General features: G+C 68.9%; 18 protein-coding genes. 11 read left to right on the forward strand and 7 right to left on the reverse strand.

The genetic code is table 11. The features are described from left to right. Nucleotides 1-48 precede the first annotated feature (48 nt). Entirely contained in the window at nucleotides 49-2,205 is a 2,157-nt protein-coding gene (gene tatCt, locus C458_RS14395) for a Sec-independent protein translocase protein TatCt (RefSeq protein WP_008576773.1), read from the reverse strand. 130 nt (nucleotides 2,206-2,335) lie between these two features. On the opposite strand from tatCt, the gene tatCo reads away from it, so the two are divergent. Both tatCo and C458_RS14405 read left to right on the forward strand, forming a co-directional pair. Further along, on the forward strand, nucleotides 2,336-3,694 hold the full coding sequence (tatCo, locus tag C458_RS14400) for a Sec-independent protein translocase protein TatCo (RefSeq protein WP_008576775.1): 1,359 nt from the start codon (nucleotides 2,336-2,338) through the stop codon (nucleotides 3,692-3,694). Nucleotides 3,695-3,806: 112 nt separating this feature from the next. Next, nucleotides 3,807-4,127, forward strand: coding sequence for a hypothetical protein (locus C458_RS14405; protein WP_008576776.1), 321 nt, complete (start codon nucleotides 3,807-3,809; stop codon nucleotides 4,125-4,127). Nucleotides 4,128-4,157: 30 nt separating this feature from the next. Here C458_RS14405 and C458_RS14410 read toward each other — a convergent pair whose 3' ends face one another. After that, nucleotides 4,158-4,640: an SRPBCC domain-containing protein gene (locus tag C458_RS14410; protein WP_008576778.1), complete on the reverse strand. Its 483-nt coding sequence runs from the start codon at nucleotides 4,638-4,640 to the stop codon at nucleotides 4,158-4,160. Between the two features lie 74 nt (nucleotides 4,641-4,714). On the opposite strand from C458_RS14410, the gene C458_RS14415 reads away from it, so the two are divergent. After that, complete coding sequence (locus C458_RS14415; RefSeq protein ID WP_008576781.1) at nucleotides 4,715-5,353, forward strand: histidine phosphatase family protein; 639 nt, start codon at nucleotides 4,715-4,717, stop codon at nucleotides 5,351-5,353. Between the two features lie 45 nt (nucleotides 5,354-5,398). Here the strand turns inward: C458_RS14415 and larE are convergent, their stop codons facing one another. Beyond that, nucleotides 5,399-6,295 carry an ATP-dependent sacrificial sulfur transferase LarE gene (gene larE / locus C458_RS14420; protein ID WP_008576783.1) on the reverse strand — a complete coding sequence of 299 codons (897 nt, stop codon included), beginning with the start codon at nucleotides 6,293-6,295 and terminating at the stop codon, nucleotides 5,399-5,401. A gap of 177 nt (nucleotides 6,296-6,472) precedes the next feature. On the opposite strand from larE, the gene C458_RS14425 reads away from it, so the two are divergent. The 4 genes from C458_RS14425 (at nucleotide 6,473) to rpiA (ending at nucleotide 10,844) form a co-directional block, all read left to right on the forward strand. Beyond that, nucleotides 6,473-8,467, forward strand: a complete 1,995-nt coding sequence (locus tag C458_RS14425; protein WP_008576785.1) for a DNA mismatch repair protein MutS — start codon at nucleotides 6,473-6,475, stop codon at nucleotides 8,465-8,467. Between the two features lie 112 nt (nucleotides 8,468-8,579). Continuing rightward, nucleotides 8,580-8,849, forward strand: coding sequence for a hypothetical protein (locus tag C458_RS14430; RefSeq protein WP_008576786.1), 270 nt, complete (start codon nucleotides 8,580-8,582; stop codon nucleotides 8,847-8,849). Nucleotides 8,850-8,966: 117 nt separating this feature from the next. Next, nucleotides 8,967-10,091, forward strand: coding sequence for an ORC1-type DNA replication protein (locus C458_RS14435; RefSeq protein WP_004045308.1), 1,125 nt, complete (start codon nucleotides 8,967-8,969; stop codon nucleotides 10,089-10,091). Nucleotides 10,092-10,151: 60 nt separating this feature from the next. After that, complete coding sequence (rpiA, locus tag C458_RS14440) at nucleotides 10,152-10,844, forward strand: ribose-5-phosphate isomerase RpiA (protein WP_008576788.1); 693 nt, start codon at nucleotides 10,152-10,154, stop codon at nucleotides 10,842-10,844. Between the two features lie 164 nt (nucleotides 10,845-11,008). On the opposite strand, the gene C458_RS14445 is transcribed toward rpiA, so the two are convergent. Further along, a complete protein-coding gene (locus C458_RS14445) occupies nucleotides 11,009-11,176 on the reverse strand; it encodes a DUF1931 family protein (protein WP_004045310.1) in 168 nt (55 codons plus the stop codon). Between the two features lie 184 nt (nucleotides 11,177-11,360). Here C458_RS14445 and larB point away from each other — a divergent pair, with 184 nt between their 5' ends. The 3 genes from larB (at nucleotide 11,361) to C458_RS14460 (ending at nucleotide 14,189) form a co-directional block, all read left to right on the forward strand. Then, nucleotides 11,361-12,122 carry a nickel pincer cofactor biosynthesis protein LarB gene (larB, locus tag C458_RS14450; protein ID WP_008576789.1) on the forward strand — a complete coding sequence of 254 codons (762 nt, stop codon included), beginning with the start codon at nucleotides 11,361-11,363 and terminating at the stop codon, nucleotides 12,120-12,122. A 391-nt stretch (nucleotides 12,123-12,513) separates the two neighbouring features. Then, nucleotides 12,514-12,753 carry a GIY-YIG nuclease family protein gene (locus C458_RS14455; protein WP_008576790.1) on the forward strand — a complete coding sequence of 80 codons (240 nt, stop codon included), beginning with the start codon at nucleotides 12,514-12,516 and terminating at the stop codon, nucleotides 12,751-12,753. 62 nt (nucleotides 12,754-12,815) lie between these two features. Then, the gene (locus C458_RS14460) at nucleotides 12,816-14,189 is read left to right on the forward strand and encodes a phosphoglucomutase/phosphomannomutase family protein (protein ID WP_008576791.1); all 1,374 of its coding nucleotides are present in this window, start codon (nucleotides 12,816-12,818) and stop codon (nucleotides 14,187-14,189) included. A 9-nt stretch (nucleotides 14,190-14,198) separates the two neighbouring features. On the opposite strand, the gene C458_RS14465 is transcribed toward C458_RS14460, so the two are convergent. The 3 genes from C458_RS14465 to C458_RS14475 all read right to left on the reverse strand — a co-directional run bounded on the left by C458_RS14465 (nucleotide 14,199) and on the right by C458_RS14475 (nucleotide 15,293). Further along, nucleotides 14,199-14,579 (reverse strand): helix-turn-helix domain-containing protein, encoded by a 381-nt coding sequence (locus C458_RS14465; protein WP_008576792.1) that lies wholly within the window; start codon nucleotides 14,577-14,579, stop codon nucleotides 14,199-14,201. 82 nt (nucleotides 14,580-14,661) lie between these two features. Further along, the gene (locus C458_RS14470) at nucleotides 14,662-15,084 is read right to left on the reverse strand and encodes a GNAT family N-acetyltransferase (RefSeq protein WP_008576793.1); all 423 of its coding nucleotides are present in this window, start codon (nucleotides 15,082-15,084) and stop codon (nucleotides 14,662-14,664) included. Nucleotides 15,085-15,092: 8 nt separating this feature from the next. Beyond that, nucleotides 15,093-15,293, reverse strand: coding sequence for a ubiquitin-like small modifier protein 2 (locus C458_RS14475; RefSeq protein ID WP_008576794.1), 201 nt, complete (start codon nucleotides 15,291-15,293; stop codon nucleotides 15,093-15,095). 150 nt (nucleotides 15,294-15,443) lie between these two features. Here C458_RS14475 and C458_RS14480 point away from each other — a divergent pair, with 150 nt between their 5' ends. Further along, a complete protein-coding gene (locus C458_RS14480) occupies nucleotides 15,444-16,427 on the forward strand; it encodes a replication factor C small subunit (RefSeq protein WP_008576795.1) in 984 nt (327 codons plus the stop codon). Nucleotides 16,428-16,439 lie beyond the last annotated feature (12 nt).

Genomic DNA, 16,439 nt, shown 5'->3' on the forward strand with positions numbered 1-16,439 from the left:
CGTCGTCGAGTCGACGGGTTCGCGACGCCCCTCGCGGGTGCGCCGCGCTCACTCCGCCGCGCCGCGGGCGGGCGAGAGGTCGCGCCGGCCGCCGACCGTCAGCACGAACAGGACGCCGAGACCGATGCCGTAGGCCGCCATCAGCGGGAGCGTCACCATGAACATCGTCGTGATGCTCGCCGGGGTGAACACCGCCGAGATGGCGAGGATGAACACCGTGACCTCGCGCCAGCGATTCCGCATCATCCGGTAGCTGATGCCGGCGGTGTTGAGAAGCACCATCAGGATGGGCACGTCGGCGAGGAGGCCGATGCCCGCGGTGGTGAAGAAGATGAGCCAGAAGAAGTTGGTGATGCGGTAGGAGATTATCATGTTCGCCGCGAGCGCGTCCTCGACGAGGAACGTGATGACCGTCGGCGCGACGTAGGTGTAGCCGAGCGCGAAGCCGCCGAGGAGACCGCCGGCGAGCGCGCCGGTCCACACGAAGACGGTTCGGCGTCGCTTGCGGATGATGTTGCGCTCGCGGAGTGCGGGCCACACGAAGTACGCGACGAGCGGGAGCGTCGCCAGCACGGCCAGAATCGTCGAGAACTTCACCTCGAAGATGAGCGCCTCCATCGGGTGGAGCGCGACGACGTTGAGGACTTCCTCGGGTCGCACGGCGGCTGGCAGTCGGCCGAGGAAGTCGTCGTACACGTCCCTGATACCGCCGGTGTAGAGCCAGCCGAACGTCGTCGCGAGGACGAGCATGAACCAGCCGACGACCCAGAACGCCCGCGAGGTGAGCGAGTCGACGATGAACGCGATGTCGGTGTAGTAGCCGCCGATGTCGTCCTCGTCGGTCTCGCCCTCGGTCAGTTCGGAGACGAACGCGCCGCCCGCGCGGGTCGTCCGGTCTTCGAGTTCGCCCGGTTCGTCTTCGGCGTCGGCCGCTTCGGCCTCGCGGTCCGCCTCGGCCTCGTCGAACCGGTCGATGAGCGCCTGCGCTTTGGCCTTGTCGCCGTCGTCGATGGCGGCCGACGCGAGGGCCATCACCTCGTCTTCTTCGAGGTCTGCGAACGCCTCCGGCGGCGCGGCGCGGACGCCCGCCACGTCGAGCGCCGAGAGGTCGAGTTTCGTCGGGTCACCGACGCCGACTTCGGTCCGTTCGAGTCGCTCGATGTCGCGGTAGACGAGGTAGGCGAGTCCGAACGCGAGGCCGACGACGCCGCCGGCGACGACGAACGCGCCCAACGCGACCCCCGAACCGGGAGCGAGGAACACGTAGTCGCTGCCGATTGCGGCGAGGCCGTCGTTCGCGAGTTCGACGCCGCCGTACTCGTAGAAGGCGTAGACGAGGAGGCCGCCGACGACGCCGACGCCCGCGAGGTGGTTCCAGTGGTGGGCCGCCGTCGCCTTGACGTCCATCTTCTCGCTGCCGCGTTTGGCCGTGACGACCACGCGAGCGAGATAGAGGCTGAAGGCGTACAGCGAGATGACGGGCACCGCCCACATGATTTGGGTGAACGGGTCCGGCGGGGTGAACAGCGCGCCGAAGGCGAAGATGCCGACGATGGCGTGCCGCCACTTGTCGCGGAACAGCTCGTAGGGGACGATTTCGGCGTACGAGAGCCCGGTCATCGCGAGCGGGAGTTGGCTCGCGAGGCCGAACGAGAGCGTGAGCAGGAAGATGAACTGCGCCCACTTCACGATGGAGTAGCTCGGCGTGAAGCCGGCGGAAATCGCGTTCTGCGCGAGGAACGCGAACGTGAACGGGAAGAAGACGAAGTAGCCGTAGGCGACCCCCGCGGCGAACAGCGCGACCATCGTCAGCCCGATGAGCGCGAGTTTCCACGGCGCGACGGGCGATTTGGGCCACGCGTCGCGGGCTTTCAGCGCGTCCCGCGAGACGTAGATAAACGGCGGAAGCGCGAACAGCACCCCCACGACGAGACCGATTTTGGCCTGCAAGAGAATCACGTCGAAGGGGGTCTGGGCGATGATGCTGACGTTGCCGGAGACGCTGGCGTCCATCTGCGCCTTGGTCACGCCACGGAAGAACTCCCAGACGTAGAGTCGGAGCGCGTAGAACGTGCCGAGGAACCCGACGAGGAAGACGATAAAGACCTTCTGGAGGTCCTTTTGCGCCGCTCGGAGCATCGCACCGGCGGTCTCGCGGCCCGCCGCGATGGTCTGTTGGGTGTCCTCGTCGAGGGCGCTGGACATACGTACGTGGCGAAAGCAGTCTGGCGGTTATCAATCTTTTTCACCGCGGGCGTGAGTTCGGCTCCCTCGGCGCGCCTCCTCGGGGCGATGCGAAAAGACCTATAACTGGCCGGAAGCGTAGGACACCTGAATGGCGGACGAGGAGCGTGACGCAGGGCTCTCTGCGGCCGACGACGAGACGGACGCCTCGGACGACACCGACCAGCGCTCGTCCGACGGCGACGCCGACGACGCTGACGACGCCGACGACGCGTCTTCGTCGTCCGACGGTCCGGTTTACGGTCGAGTCACCCCGCGAGACGAGACCGCCACCGATGGGTCTGACGACGACGCTTCTGCCGACGCTGCCGCCGAGACGGGCGACGACGGCGACGATTCCGATTCCGACGCGGCTCCCGACGACGCGGATGATTCAGCTACCGATTCCGACGCCGACGCTGACGACGAACCGCGTCTCCTCGCTGACGACGAACACACGTCGCACGTTCCCGAGGGGACGTACGACGATTCGAGCGACGAGTCGGCTGACGACGCCGACCCGGACGCGGCGGCCGACGGCGCGACCCCGGCGCTGACCGGCGAGGACGAGATGGGCGGTGTGGCCCCGTCGTCCGTCGCCGCCGAGGACGCCGACTTCGACGACCCCGAGTTCGAGAGCGACGACTTCGACGACGAGGACGTCGGCGGCCTCGTCGGCGAGGCCCCCGAGAGCGACCAGGAGATGCCGCTGACCGCGCACATCGAGGAGATGATTCGCCGGTTGGCGGTCGTCCTCGGCGTCGCCGGCGCGATTACGCTCGTGCTGTTTCCCGGCGCGGACATCCTCAACGCGCTCGTGGACACGCAGGCCGCCTTCGGCGTCCACATCCCGAGCGCGACCGACGTCATCAACTTCCTCTGGAACTCCCACATCCCCGGCGCGGAGACCATCGTCGACCGCCGGCCGCGGCTCTACGGCCCGCTCGAACTCATCCTCACCAAACTGAAGGTCGCCGGCCTCGCCGGAACCGTCATCGGCCTCCCCGTGTTCGTCTACGAGACGTACCTGTTCATGCGCCCCGGCCTCTACCCGAAAGAGCGCAAGTACTACCTCGCGGCCGTTCCGACGAGCCTCGTCCTCGCGCTCGTCGGCGTCCTCTTTGCTCACTTCGTGGTGCTGCCGGCCATCTTCGCGTACTTCACCTCCTACACCGAGGGGACCGCGGTCGTCGCGTTCGGCCTCAAGGAGACGTTCAACCTCATCCTCATCCTGATGGGCTACATGGCGGTCGTCTTCCAGATTCCGCTGTTCGTGGAACTGGCCATCATGATGAACCTCGTCACCCGACGGTGGCTCGAAGACCGTCGCCTCTTGTTCTGGGGCGCGTTCGTCGGCCTCGCGTTCCTCGTCAGCCCCGACCCGACCGGGATGGCCCCCATCATCATCGGCGCGACGATGATTACCCTGTTCGAGGGGACGCTCGCGGCCTTACGCTGGACCGGGAACTGACCGGCGTCTCGTTTTCCTCCCGTCGCTCCCTCGGCCGGGTCGTTCTGCCTCGCTTTCACCGACTGCCGACCGTTCAGAAGGCCTATTTCAGAGTGGTTAGAATAGATACACGATGGCCGACCTCGTCGCCCTGTCGGTGGTCGCCCTCCCGCTCTGGTTCGCCGTGAGCGTCTGGGCCGGCATCGACGCGACCAGACACAGTTCGCACAACGCCTTTCTCTGGGGATTTTCGGTGTTCGTCGGCGGACTGCTCGGGTTGGCGCTGTACCTCAACCTCGGGCGCGACGAACCCGCGGTGGGCCGCCGCGCGGGTCAGTCGCGGTCGCCGGACGGCGTCCCTTCCGCCCGTACCGAGACCGTCCCCTGTCCGAACTGCCACTCGCTGGAGGAAGCCGACCGGGATACCTGCCGTTTCTGCGGCGAGTCGCTGTAACGCGCCGAATCTCTCCGAGACCGCGGGGAATCACGCCGCGTCCGACGACTCCGTCGCCTCCCGCTTCTCGGCCGCGACCACGCCCTCGACGCGCGTCTTCAGCCCCTCGTTCATGGCGACGAATCCCGCCCGGGTTTGCTCGCCGACGAACCGCAACAGGAGTCCGGCGAGGACGCCCGAGAACGTCTCGGACTGCTCGAATCGGGTGCGCTCGCCGCCGCCGAGCGGTTCGAGACGGAACCGGTGTTCGCCGTCGAACAGCCCCGGAACGACGAGGTGGCCGAGCCAGCGCAGTTCGCGGTGCTTCTCGCAGTGGGTCACGTCGGGTTCGAACTCCGATTCGCGCCCGCCCGGCGGTCGCAGGTGGACGGTGAGCGTCGCGCCCTCGTTCGGCCGCCCGGCGATTCGCATGAACGGGTTCCACTCGGGGTAGCGGTCGAAGTCGACGAGCGTCTCCCACACCCGTTCGGGCGGGGCGTCTATCTCGATGCTCGTTGCGAGTTCGTGTGCCATATCTAACAGTTGGGCGGCCGAGACCGTGAATCTCGCGCGGAACGTTCATTGCCGGTGAGGAGAGAGACGGACGTATGGCAACCCTCCTTCTCGCCAGACACGGCGAGACGACGTGGAACCGCGCCGGGCGCGTACAGGGGTGGGCCCCTGTGTCGCTCACAGAGCGCGGCCGCGAGCAGGCCGACGCCCTCGCGCGCCACGTCGCGGACAGCTACGAGGTCGACCGCCTCGTCTCCTCCGACATCGAACGCGCCCAAGAGACCGCCCGCCCCGTCGCCCGCGAACTCGGCCTCGAACCCGTCCTCGACTCGGCGTGGCGCGAGCGCGACGTGGGGTCGTTTCAGGGGCTCGAATTCGACGAACTCACCGACCGGTACCCGCAGTACTCCCTCTCGGCGGTCGGCGCGCCCGCCGCCCGCGAGCGCCCCCCGAGCGGAGAGAGCCTCGTCGAGGTCCGCCGCCGCGTCCTCAACGCCCACGAGGGGCTCGCGGACTCGCTCGACGCCGACGAGACGGTGCTCGTCGTCAGCCACGGCGCGCCGATTCGGCTGTCGCTCGGTGAGGTGAAGGGCCTCGACATCGTCGAGACGATGCTGTCGCAATCGCTCGACAACGGCGGCATCTGCGAGTTCGAAGTCGAACTGAGCGACGACGGCGACGAACCGCTCGTCCACGTCGTCGCCGAGAACGAGACGCGATTTCTGACGGCGTAGGCCGATTCGGCGGTCTGGTCCGCGTTTCTGACTGCTGTCTCTCAGTCACTTCCGCATCGGGTAGTCCTGCGCGAACACGTCGTCCACGAGAAGGTCGTCGTCGCCCGCGTCGGCGTCCGCCTCTGCTTCGGCCGCGGGGCTGACGCTCCCGGTCTGGTAGCCGTGGAGGTCCAGCGTGACGTGGTCGAAGCCGGCGTCCTTCAGGTGGTCGCGGGCGGCGCGGACGAAGTCGGCGTCGAGGGCGCGGTCGAGTTCCTCCGGCGCGACCTCGATGCGGGCGAGGCCGTCGTGGTCGCGGACGCGGAACTGCTCGAAGCCCCACGTCCGCAGAATCGTCTCGGCGCGCTCGACCCGCGAGAGCCGTTCCTCGGTGACTTCGAGGCCGGTCGGAATCCGCGAGGAGAGACAGGCCATCGAGGGCTTGTCGGCGACCGACAGGTCGTAGTCGTCGGCGATGGCGCGGACCTCCGCTTTCGTGATGTCGTGGGCGAGAAGCGGCGACAGCACCTCTAACTCCTCGACGGCGCGGAGGCCGGGGCGGTGGCCCTCGCCGGGGTCCGAGGCGTTGGTCCCGTCGCAGACGGCCTCGATGCCGCGGTCGCGGGCGGCCTCGTACATCCGGCCGAGGCGCATCGTCCGGCAGTGGTAACACCGGTCGTCGTCGTTGGCGACGAAGTCGGGGTTGTCCAACTCGGAGAACTCGACGGTCAGGTGTTCGATGCCGATTTCCTCGGCGACGCGCTTCGCGTCGTCCAACTCGGCGTCCGGCAGGGTCTCGCTTTTCGCGGTGCAGGCGACCGCGTCGTCACCGAGCGCCTCGTGGGCGAGTGCGGCGACCACGCTGGAGTCCACGCCGCCCGAAAAGGCGATGAGGACGCTCTCGCGCTCCGCGAGCGCCTCGCGTACTGCGTCGGCCTTCGCCGCGACGTCTCGCTCGCTCATGGCCTCCCTTCCCGGCCGACGGGCAAAAGCCCCTCGCCCCCGGCGCGAACGACCGCGAAGGGCGCACGCGCCGTAAAACCGGCCGCGACGGGCGCTCCCGCGGCGGCGCGACCCGTCCGTCGTCCCGGAGTCACCACCCCGCGACTTTTTGTCCTATGCCGCGATAGGTCCGCCCGAATGGACTTCGAGACCATCCCGGGCGTCGGCGAGAAGACGGCCGCCGCGCTCGCGGAACTCGACGACGCCGAGCGAGCCCTCACCGACGGCGACGTGGCGGCGCTCGCGCGGGCACCGGGGCTCACCGAGGGCAGGGCCGCGGCCATCGCCCGCGGCGCGATTCGCCGCGACCACGACGACCCCGGCGGCTTCCTCGCCACCGACCGCGCCTCGGAACTCTACCGCGACGCGCTCGGTCTCTTGCAGGCGCGGACGGTCACGACGTACGCCGAGAAGCGACTGGAGACGCTGTTTCCCACCGGGTCGGCCTCGCGCATCGAGGAGGTCCGGGCGTTCGCCGCCGACGCGACCGACCTCGACCCCGACCCCGACGTGCTCGCGGCGTTGTCGGGCGTCGAACCCCTCGCGGACCCGACGCCGCGTCGCGTCCGCGAGCGCTGTATCGCCACCGCCGACGCGGAGCGCTACGCCGCCGCCAAGGAGGCGTTTCCCGAACTCTCGATCGAGGTCGTCGAGGACGGCCGCGACATCGCCGAACTCGCGCGGTCGTACTCGACGGTGGTCGTGTTGGACGAGTCGTTCGCCGGCATCGACGTGGACGGCGACGTGCGCGTCCTCCCCGACGCCGCCGAGCGGACCGACGAGGTCGTCCCCGAGCGACTGCTGGCCTTCTTCGCCGCGAACCGCGAGGCCTTGGAGGCGGCCGCCGCGGTCCACGAAGCGGCCGGACTCGACCCGCCCTGTGACCTCGCCGCCCTCCGCGACGCCCTCTCCCGACTGGCCGACGACGGGACCGTCCTCGGCGACGACGAACTCGAACGCCTCTCGAACGCGGTCGACGACCTCGACACTGCCGTCTCGGCCGCCGAGTCGGTCGCCAACGACCGCCTCCGCGACGCGATTCGCGAGCGCGACGTGACCATCGAGGGGACCGACTTCCTGTCGCTCGTCGAGCAGGGCGCGCGCGTCGACTCCCTGCTGTCGCGCGAACTCGAAGACGAGTTCGACGAGGCGCTTTCGGCCGCCCGCGACCACCTCGTGGAGTCGCTGTCGCTCCGCCCCGGCGAGGCCGACCTCACGGAGCGGGTGTTCCCCGAGGACCCGTCGTTCCCGCTCGGCCACGACGAGGAGGCGGTCGGCCGCCTCCGAACCGAACTGAAGGCCGCCCGCGACCGCCGCGCCGCGAAGTTAAAAGCCGACCTCGCGGCCGACCTCGGGGACCTGCGCGACCCCGTCGAGACGCTGGTCCGCGACGCGCTCGAACTCGACGTTCGCCTCGCAGTCTCGCGGTTCGCTCGGGATTTCGACTGCGTCTTCCCCGAGTTCACCGGCGCGGCCGGAAACGACGGTGCCGGTTCGTTCGCCATCGAGGCCGGCCGCTCGCCCCTCCTCGACGTGGACTTCGCGGCCGTCGACCCCGTGGACTACGAGGTGTCGGGCGTCACGCTCCTCTCGGGCGTCAACAGCGGGGGCAAGACCTCGACGCTCGACCTCGTCGGCCTCGTCGTCGTCCTCGCGCACATGGGGCTTCCCGTTCCCGCCGACTCGGTCCGGCTCTCGCGGTTTTCCGAACTCCACTACTACGCCAAGTCGCAGGGCACCCTCGACGCCGGCGCGTTCGAGAGCACGCTCCGCGACTTCGCCGCGCTCACCGACGGCGCGGCCGACCGACTCGTCCTCGTGGACGAACTGGAGAGCATCACCGAACCCGGTGCGTCGGCCAAAATCATCGCGGGCATCCTCGAAGAACTCGCGGAACAGGGCGCGGCGGCCGTGTTCGTCTCCCATCTCGCCGGCGGCATCCGGGAGGCCGCGGACGTGTCGGTCGCGGTCGACGGCATCGAGGCGGTCGGACTGGAGGACGGCGAACTCGTCGTCAACCGCTCGCCCGTGAAGGACCACCTCGCGCGGTCGACCCCGGAACTCATCGTGGAGAAACTGGCCGGCGCGAACGAGACCAGCTTCTACGGGCGACTGCTGGAGAAGTTCGACTGACGCGGCCGTCTGTGGCGACATTCGACTGACGCGACCGTCTGTGGCGACATTCGACTGACGCGGTCGCCCGCCGCGACGCACGATTTATTTAGGTACACCGACAACTCCGCCCGTGCCCTCCGATTCGCTCTCCCCCGAGGAACGACAGCAGTACGACCTCGTCTACCACGCCACGAAGAACGCCATCTGGGACGTGCTCGGGACCGCGGTGTATCTGCTGTTTTTGCTGTTCGGCGGGTTCCTCGTGCTGTCCGTCTTCGTGCTCCCGGCGCTGGGCGCGTTCTCGCAGACCGCCGATTCGCCGGTCGTCCTCGGTATCGGCGCGGTCGGACTGATTCTGCTCGTCGCCATCGGCTACCGAATCGTTCGGCTCCTTCAGTAGGTGACGTATCGGCTCGCGACCTCCCACCGGAGCACGGCGACGACGCGAACGCGTCTGCCCCCCGTCGGACGCCGCCGCGGTAAACGATTAAGTCCCCCGCGCGTGGTACTTTACTCGATGAGGGAGGACCCCGAAGAGGGGATGCTGTCGTGGGACGAGACGGTGTTCCGCGACGAACACGTCTTCGAAATCGACCACGTTCCGGAGACGTTCAACCACCGCGAGAGCCAACTGCGGAGCCTGAAGTACGCGCTCCGGCCCGCGGTCCGCGGCTCTCGCCCCCTGAACACGATGGTGCGCGGGCCGCCGGGGACGGGCAAGACCACCGCGGTCCAGAAACTGTTCGGCGAGTTGGGCACGCAGTCGGGCGTTCGGACCGTCCGGGTGAACTGTCAGGTCGACTCGACGCGCTATGCGGTGTTCTCGCGCGTCTTCGAGCACATCTTCGAGTACGAACCCCCGTCGTCGGGCATCTCGTTCAAGAAGCTGTTCGGCCAGATAACCGACCGCCTCGTCGAGGACGACGAGGTGCTCGTCGTCGCGCTCGACGACGTGAACTACCTGTTCTACGAGAACGAGGCGTCCGACACGCTCTACTCGCTGCTGCGCGCCCACGAGGCGCACTCCGGCGCGCGCATCGGCGTCATCATCATCTCGTCGGACCTCTCGCTCGACGTCATCGACGAACTCGACGGGCGCGTCCAGAGCGTCTTCCGGCCCGAGGAGGTGTTCTTCCCCCGCTACGACGTGGACGAAATCGTCGACATCCTCCGCGGGCGGTCGAAACGCGGCTTCCACGAGGACGTTATCGGCGCGCCCGAACTCGACCAAGTCGCGGAGTTCACCGCCGACAGCGGCGACCTCCGGGTCGGCATCGACCTGCTTCGACGGGCCGGGCTCCACGCCGAGATGCGCGCCTCCCGCACCGTCGACATGGAGGACGTGGAGGCGGCCTACGACAAGTCGAAGTACGTCCACCTCTCGCGGTGTCTGCAGGGGCTTTCAGACCCCGAGCGCGAACTCGTCCGGGTCGTCGCCGAGTACGACGGCGAGCGCGCCGGTGCGGTGTACGACGCCTTCAACGAGGCGACCGGCCTCGGCTACACGCGCTACTCCGAACTCGTGAACAAACTGGACCAACTGGGCGTCATCGAGGCGCGCTACACCGAAATCGAGGGACGCGGTCGTACCCGCGCCATCTCGCTCGCCTACGACGCGGACGCGGTCTTGGACCGCCTCTGAGGGCGTCTCGCCCGCCCCGTTTCGGGACCATTTTTACTCGCCGGCCGAGTCGGCTGAGCCATGAAGACTACCGGCGGAACCGACGCGCAGAAGCGCCGCGCCGCGGCGGCGGCGGTCGAAGCGGTCGAAGACGGGGCCGTCGTCGGGCTCGGCACCGGCAGCACCACCGCGTTCGCCATCCGCGCCATCGGCGACCGCGTCGCCGACGGCCTCGACGTCCGGGGCGTCCCGACCTCCTTCGCGGCCCGCGAACTCGCCCGCGAGTGCGGCATCCCCGTCGTCGACCTCGACGAGGTGGACGCCATCGACCTCGCCATCGACGGGGCCGACCAGGTTTCGCTCGCGGACAGCGCGCTCGTCAAGGGCGGCGGCGCGGCCCACGCCCGCGAGAAGGTGGTCGACGCCTTCGCCGACCGATTCCTCGTCGTCGCCGACCCCTCGAAAATCGCGGAAACGCTCTCGCACGCCGTCCCCGTCGAGGTGCTCCCGTCGGCGCGGACGACCGTCGCGGCGGGCGTCTCGGACCTCGGCGGCGAGGCGACGCTCCGCCGCGCCGAGCGAAAGGACGGCCCCGTCGTCACCGACAACGGAAACCTCGTCCTCGACTGCGAGTTCGGCGCGATTCCGAACCCCGAGTCGCTCGCGACCGACCTCGCGTCGCTCCCCGGCGCGGTCGAACACGGTCTGTTCGTCGGCCTCGCGGACGCGGTCTACGTCGGCGCCGACGACGGCGTGGAAGTCACTGAACTCTGACTCGATTGGTCCGGCGCTCGAACGGAATCCGGCAGACCGAGTGGTCCGGCGCTCGAACGTCCCACCTCGACCGCCTCGGCTCACGGGGCGGGTCGCTTTCTCTGGGAGACACAACCGGCGCTCACCGACCGGCGATAAAAGAACGAGAGGTCTAAAGACCGAGTTTACAGGTCGCGGGGCTGGACCGTCTTACGGTCGTTCTGCTCAGCGCGGCGAGCAGCGTCTTCGAGAAGCTCCTTGACTTCCTCGTCGAGAGCGTCGTAGAAGTCCGAGGCCACGTTCTTGTCCTTGAGCGCTTCCTTGACGGCTGCCTTGACAATGAGGTCTGCCATACAGGATGTCCTACCGATTCTCCTTTAATAAACTTTCCTATATTGGACGTTAATACCGCCGGATTTGGGGGTTATGGCGCTTCTATGAGGACGGATTTACCGGGAACAATCTCCACTTATATATGCTTTATCCCCGAGAGCTCGGAACGACGGGTATGAGTACGCCTCGGGCCAACGTGCGACCATGCGCGACATCTTGGAGGCGGTCGCGGACGGTTCGCTCTCGCCCGCCGAGGCGGAGGTACGACTCTCCGGCTACGCGACAACCGACGCGGGACGGTTCGACGCCGCCCGAGAGACGCGGCGCGGCGTCCCCGAAGCGATTCTCGCGGAGGGGAAAACGCCCGACGAGGCGGCGACGTTGGCCGTCGCAGCGGTCGAAACGAGCGGGCGGGCGCTCGTCACCCGGGCCGACACCGCCCACGCCGAGGCGGTTGCCGACGCCCTCCCGGACGCCGATATCGACCGCGACGCCCGGGCGAAGACGGTCGTCGCGGCCGCGCCGGAGTTCGAGCGCCCCGACCTCGACGCGACCGTCGCCATCGCAACCGGCGGCACCTCCGACGCCGAGGCCGCCGGCGAGGCGGCCGCGGTCCTCCGCGAGATGGGCGTGGATGTCGAGCGAATCGAGGACGTTGGCGTCGCCCACCTCGGCCGCGTGCTCGACAACCTCGACACGCTCCGCGCGGCCGACGTGGTCGTCGTCGCCGCCGGCCGCGAGGGGGCGCTGCCGACCGTCGTCGCCGGCCTCGTCGACACGCCCGTCATCGGACTGCCCGTCTCGACGGGCTACGGCCACGGCGGCGACGGCGAGGCGGCCGTCCTCGGGATGCTCCAGTCGTGTACCGTTCTCTCCGCGGTGAACGTCGACGCCGGCTACATCGCCGGCGCACAGGCCGGACTCATCGCCCGCGCGGTGGCCGACGCCCGCGACGGCGACGCCTGACCGGGCGCTGTCCGTTCCCCGTCGCCGCCCGCGTCTGTCCCCTCGTGGTCGTGCGCGATTTCGCGTGCGTACGCACACGCGCGAAGCCCTCATATGGGTGGGGTACCGTATGTCATACACCGGCTTGGTGGCTGCCGGACCGCAACAATGCCAGTCTGTGACCACTGCGGGTCACACGTCTCCGAGCGCTTCGCACGCGTGTTCGCCGACAAGAACGGTCAGGTTCTCGCCTGTCCCAACTGCTCGGCGAACGCGGGTATCGCGGAGGTCGCTCGACAGCGTGCCCGCACCGCATGACCACTGAAGCGAGAAAAGACCACCACGCGAAGCCAACATCCCGTGCGCGAGGTCGGGCGTAGGGTTCATACCCGCGCCCCTGAACCATTCTCTCGTGCACTTCGTCTACGTCATCGAGTGTACCGACGGCTCGCTGTACACCGGCTACACGACCGACGTGGAGCGACGCGTCGCGGAACACGACGCGGGCGAGGGCGCGAAGTACACCCGCGGTCGGACCCCGGTCGAACTCGTCCACGTCGAGGAGTTCGATTCGAAGTCGGCCGCGATGTCCCGCGAGTACGAGATTAAACAGCTCCGCCGCCGGGAGAAACTGCGGCTCGTCGAGTCGTGAGCGCCTCTCCTCCCCGTCGGCTCGTAACGTAGTTTTTTGCCCCGCCGCGGAGTGGTGCGCGTATGGACGAAATCTCATTCGGGACCGACGGGTGGCGCGCCACGCTGGACACGTTCACCGACGACCGGGTCCGCGTCGTCGGACAGGCGGTCGCGGACTACCTCGCCGACGAGGGGTTCACCGCGCCGGTGCTGGTCGGCTACGACGCTCGCGAGACTTCCCCCGGCTTCGCGGAGTCGCTCGCGGAGGTCGTCGCCGGCAACGGCTTCGACGTGCTCCTCCCCGAGCGGGACTGCCCGACCCCGCTGGTCGCCTACGCCATCGCCGACCGCGGCCTCTCGGGGGCGCTCATGGTCACGGCCTCGCACAACCCGCCGGAGTACAACGGCGTGAAGTTCATCCCCTCGGACGGCGCGCCGGCGCTCCCCGACGTGACCGACGCGGTCGCCGAGCGGCTCGCCGAACCGGACCTCCTGCCCGAGTCAGAACGCGGCACCATCGAGCGCGTCGACGTGGTCTCGCCGCACGCCGACCACGCGATGGACCTCGTCGGCGACGACCTCTCGGGCCTCACGGTCGTCTACGACGCCATGCACGGCAGCGGCCGCGGCGTCACCGACGCGCTGCTCGAAGCCGCCGGCGCGGAGGTCGTCCGCCTGCGCTGTGAACGCGACGCCGACTTCGGCGGCATCTCGCCGGAGCCCTCCGCGGAGAACCTCGACGGCCTCGCCGAGGCGATGGCCGAACACGACGCGGACCTCGGGGTCGCCAACGACGGCGACGCCGACCGCATCGGCATCGCCACGCCCGACCGCGGCGTCCTCGACGAGAACCTCTTTTTCGCCGCCGTCTACGACTACCTGCTCGAATCCGACGCCGGGCCGGCCATCCGGACCGTCTCGACCACGTTCCTCATCGACCGCATCGCCGAGGCCCACGGCGAGGAGGTGTTCGAGACCGCGGTCGGCTTCAAGTGGGTCGCAGACGGCATGCGCGAACACGACGCGCTCATGGGCGGCGAGGAGTCCGGCGGCTTCTCGGTCCGCGGGCACGTCCGCGAGAAGGACGGCGTCCTCATGGGCCTGCTCGCGGCCGCCGCGACCGCCGAGGAGGACTTCGACGCCCGCCTCGACCGCATCGAGGCCGAACACGGCGACATCGTCGCCGACAAGATAAGCGTCGCCTGCCCCGATGCCGAAAAAGCGCGCGTCATCGACGACCTCGAAGACGTGCTTCCGGAGACGGTCGCCGGCCGCGACATCGCCAAGGTCGTCACGCTCGACGGCTTCAAACTCCTCTTAGAAGACGGCTCGTGGCTCCTCGTCCGCCCCTCGGGGACGGAGCCGAAGATGCGCGTCTACGCGGAAGCCGGCAGCGAGGACGCGGTCTCGGCGCTCCTCGAAGCCGGCCGCGAACTCGTCGAACCGCTCGTCTGAGCGGACGGTTCAGGGCTCTCGTCTCTCTTCTTCGTCGCCGACCGGTCTGACGACCCCGCGGTACGCCGGCGTGAAAAGCGGGAGCGTCTCCGCGTGCTCGGTCAGCGAGACGCCGTCGCCCCCGGACTCGACGAGGTCCGCGGCCTGAAGCTTCGGCAGGTGGACGTGGACGATGCCGACCTCCGCCTGCTGGACGACCTGCACGTCCACCTCGTCGGGCGGGAGGTCGGTCGTCCGGACCGCGAGGGCGACCGCGAGGTCCCAGACCGTCGCCGGCTCCGACCGGTCGTGGAGGTACTCCAGCACGTAGCGGCGCGACGGGTCCGCGAGCGCGTCGAACACGCGGTCCCAGTCGGTCAGGATACGGTCGCCCCGGTCTCGGTGTGCCATGGCCTTGACTCCCTAGCGCTTGACGACCGGCGGCTAAATCTGTGTCGATTGTTAACTCCTAACATCCGCGGCGACACAGCCGTCACTCGTCGCGCAGGACGCCGCGAAACCGCCCCTCGTCGTCGCTTCGCTCCTCGATGTCGAATCCGAGCGACTCGTAGAACGGCTTGACGCCCCCATCGAAGTCGACGGCGAGTCGGCCCCGGCGGCCGAGCGCCGCCCGGACGAGTTGGGTTCCGACCCCCCGACCGCGGCGACTCGGGGAGACGGCTACGGCCTCGATATAGTCGCCGTCGAGCGCCAGCGCGCCGACCACTCGGGCGGACGCCTCCGCGACGAGGCAGTCGCCGGCGGCCAGTCGGTCGCGGACCGCGCCCGCGTCGGCTTCGAGCAGTCCGGCGTCGAGGACGCGCATCACGGCCACCAGTTCGTCGGGGTCGCCCTCGCGGACCGTGGTAGTGTCGCCGACTCCGTCGGCCTCACGGTCGCTCTCGGCGTCTTCCATACCGGCGATTACCCGCCTTTGATGAGGCGGAGCACCTTCACGCGCTCGACTTCGACGGGCTGGTCTTCGGGGACGGGGCGGCCGTCGACGAGGACGGTCACCTCGTGGGGGCTGAGGTCCACCGCCCGCACGAGGTCCGCGTAGGTCCCGCCGTCGCCGACGGCGACCTCGTGGGTCTCCTCGCCGACGACCTCGACGGTCACGTTCATGGTCGCTCGTGGGTCGGGCGCGGGTTTCAGTCCGTCGGCTTCGGCCGCCCCGGCGGCCTCGCGCCCCGGCGTTCGGCCCGCCGCCGGAGCGGTGTCTGTTCGGCTCTCCGTCTCGCACGGTTTATGTGCGGGGCGGTCGGTAGAACGGATATGAGCGAGGCCGCGGAGTCGGGCGACGCCCCGACGGGTCGTGAAATCTGGATCGAGAAGTACCGACCGCAGACCTTCGACGACGTCTACGGGCAGGACGACATCGTCGAGCGCCTGCGCAGCTACATCGAGCGCGACGACCTGCCGCACCTCCTGTTCGCGGGGCCGGCGGGCGTCGGCAAGACCACCTCCGCGACGGCCATCGCCCGCGCCATCTACGGCGACGACTGGCGCGGCAACTTCCTCGAACTCAACGCCTCCGACGAGCGCGGCATCGACGTGGTCCGCGACCGCATCAAGAACTTCGCGCGCTCGTCGTTCGGCGGCCACGACTACCGCGTCATCTTCCTCGACGAGGCCGACTCGCTGACGAACGACGCGCAGTCGGCGCTCCGCCGGACGATGGAGCAGTTCTCCGACAACACCCGATTCATCCTCTCGTGTAACTACTCCTCGAAGATTATCGACCCCATCCAGTCGCGCTGCGCGGTGTTCCGGTTTTCCCCACTCGGCGACGACGCCGTCGCGGAGCAGGTCCGCGACATCGCCGCGGCCGAGGACATCGAGGTCACGGAAGACGGCCTCGACGCGCTCGTCTACGCCGCCGGCGGCGACATGCGCCGCGCCATCAACTCCCTGCAGGCCGCCGCGACGACCGGCGAGGTCGTCGACGAAGAAGCGGTCTACATGATTACCTCGACCGCCCGCCCCGAGGACATCGAGGAGATGGTCCGGGCCGCCATCGACGGCGAGTTCACGGCCGCGCGTAAGCAGTTGGAGACGCTCATCGTCGACACCGGGATGGCCGGCGGCGACATCATCGACCAGCTCCACCGCTCGGTCTGGGAGTTCGACCTCGACGAGCGCGACGCCGTCCGCCTCATGGAGCGCATCGGCGAGGCCGACTACCGCATCTCCGAGGGCGCGAACGAGCAGGTCCAGCTCGAAGCGCTCCTCGCGTCGCTCGCGCTCTCGCAGAACTGACCTGACCTGAAT

This window comes from Haloferax sp. ATCC BAA-644, assembly GCF_000336975.1.
Taxonomy (GTDB): Archaea; Halobacteriota; Halobacteria; order Halobacteriales; family Haloferacaceae; genus Haloferax; species Haloferax volcanii.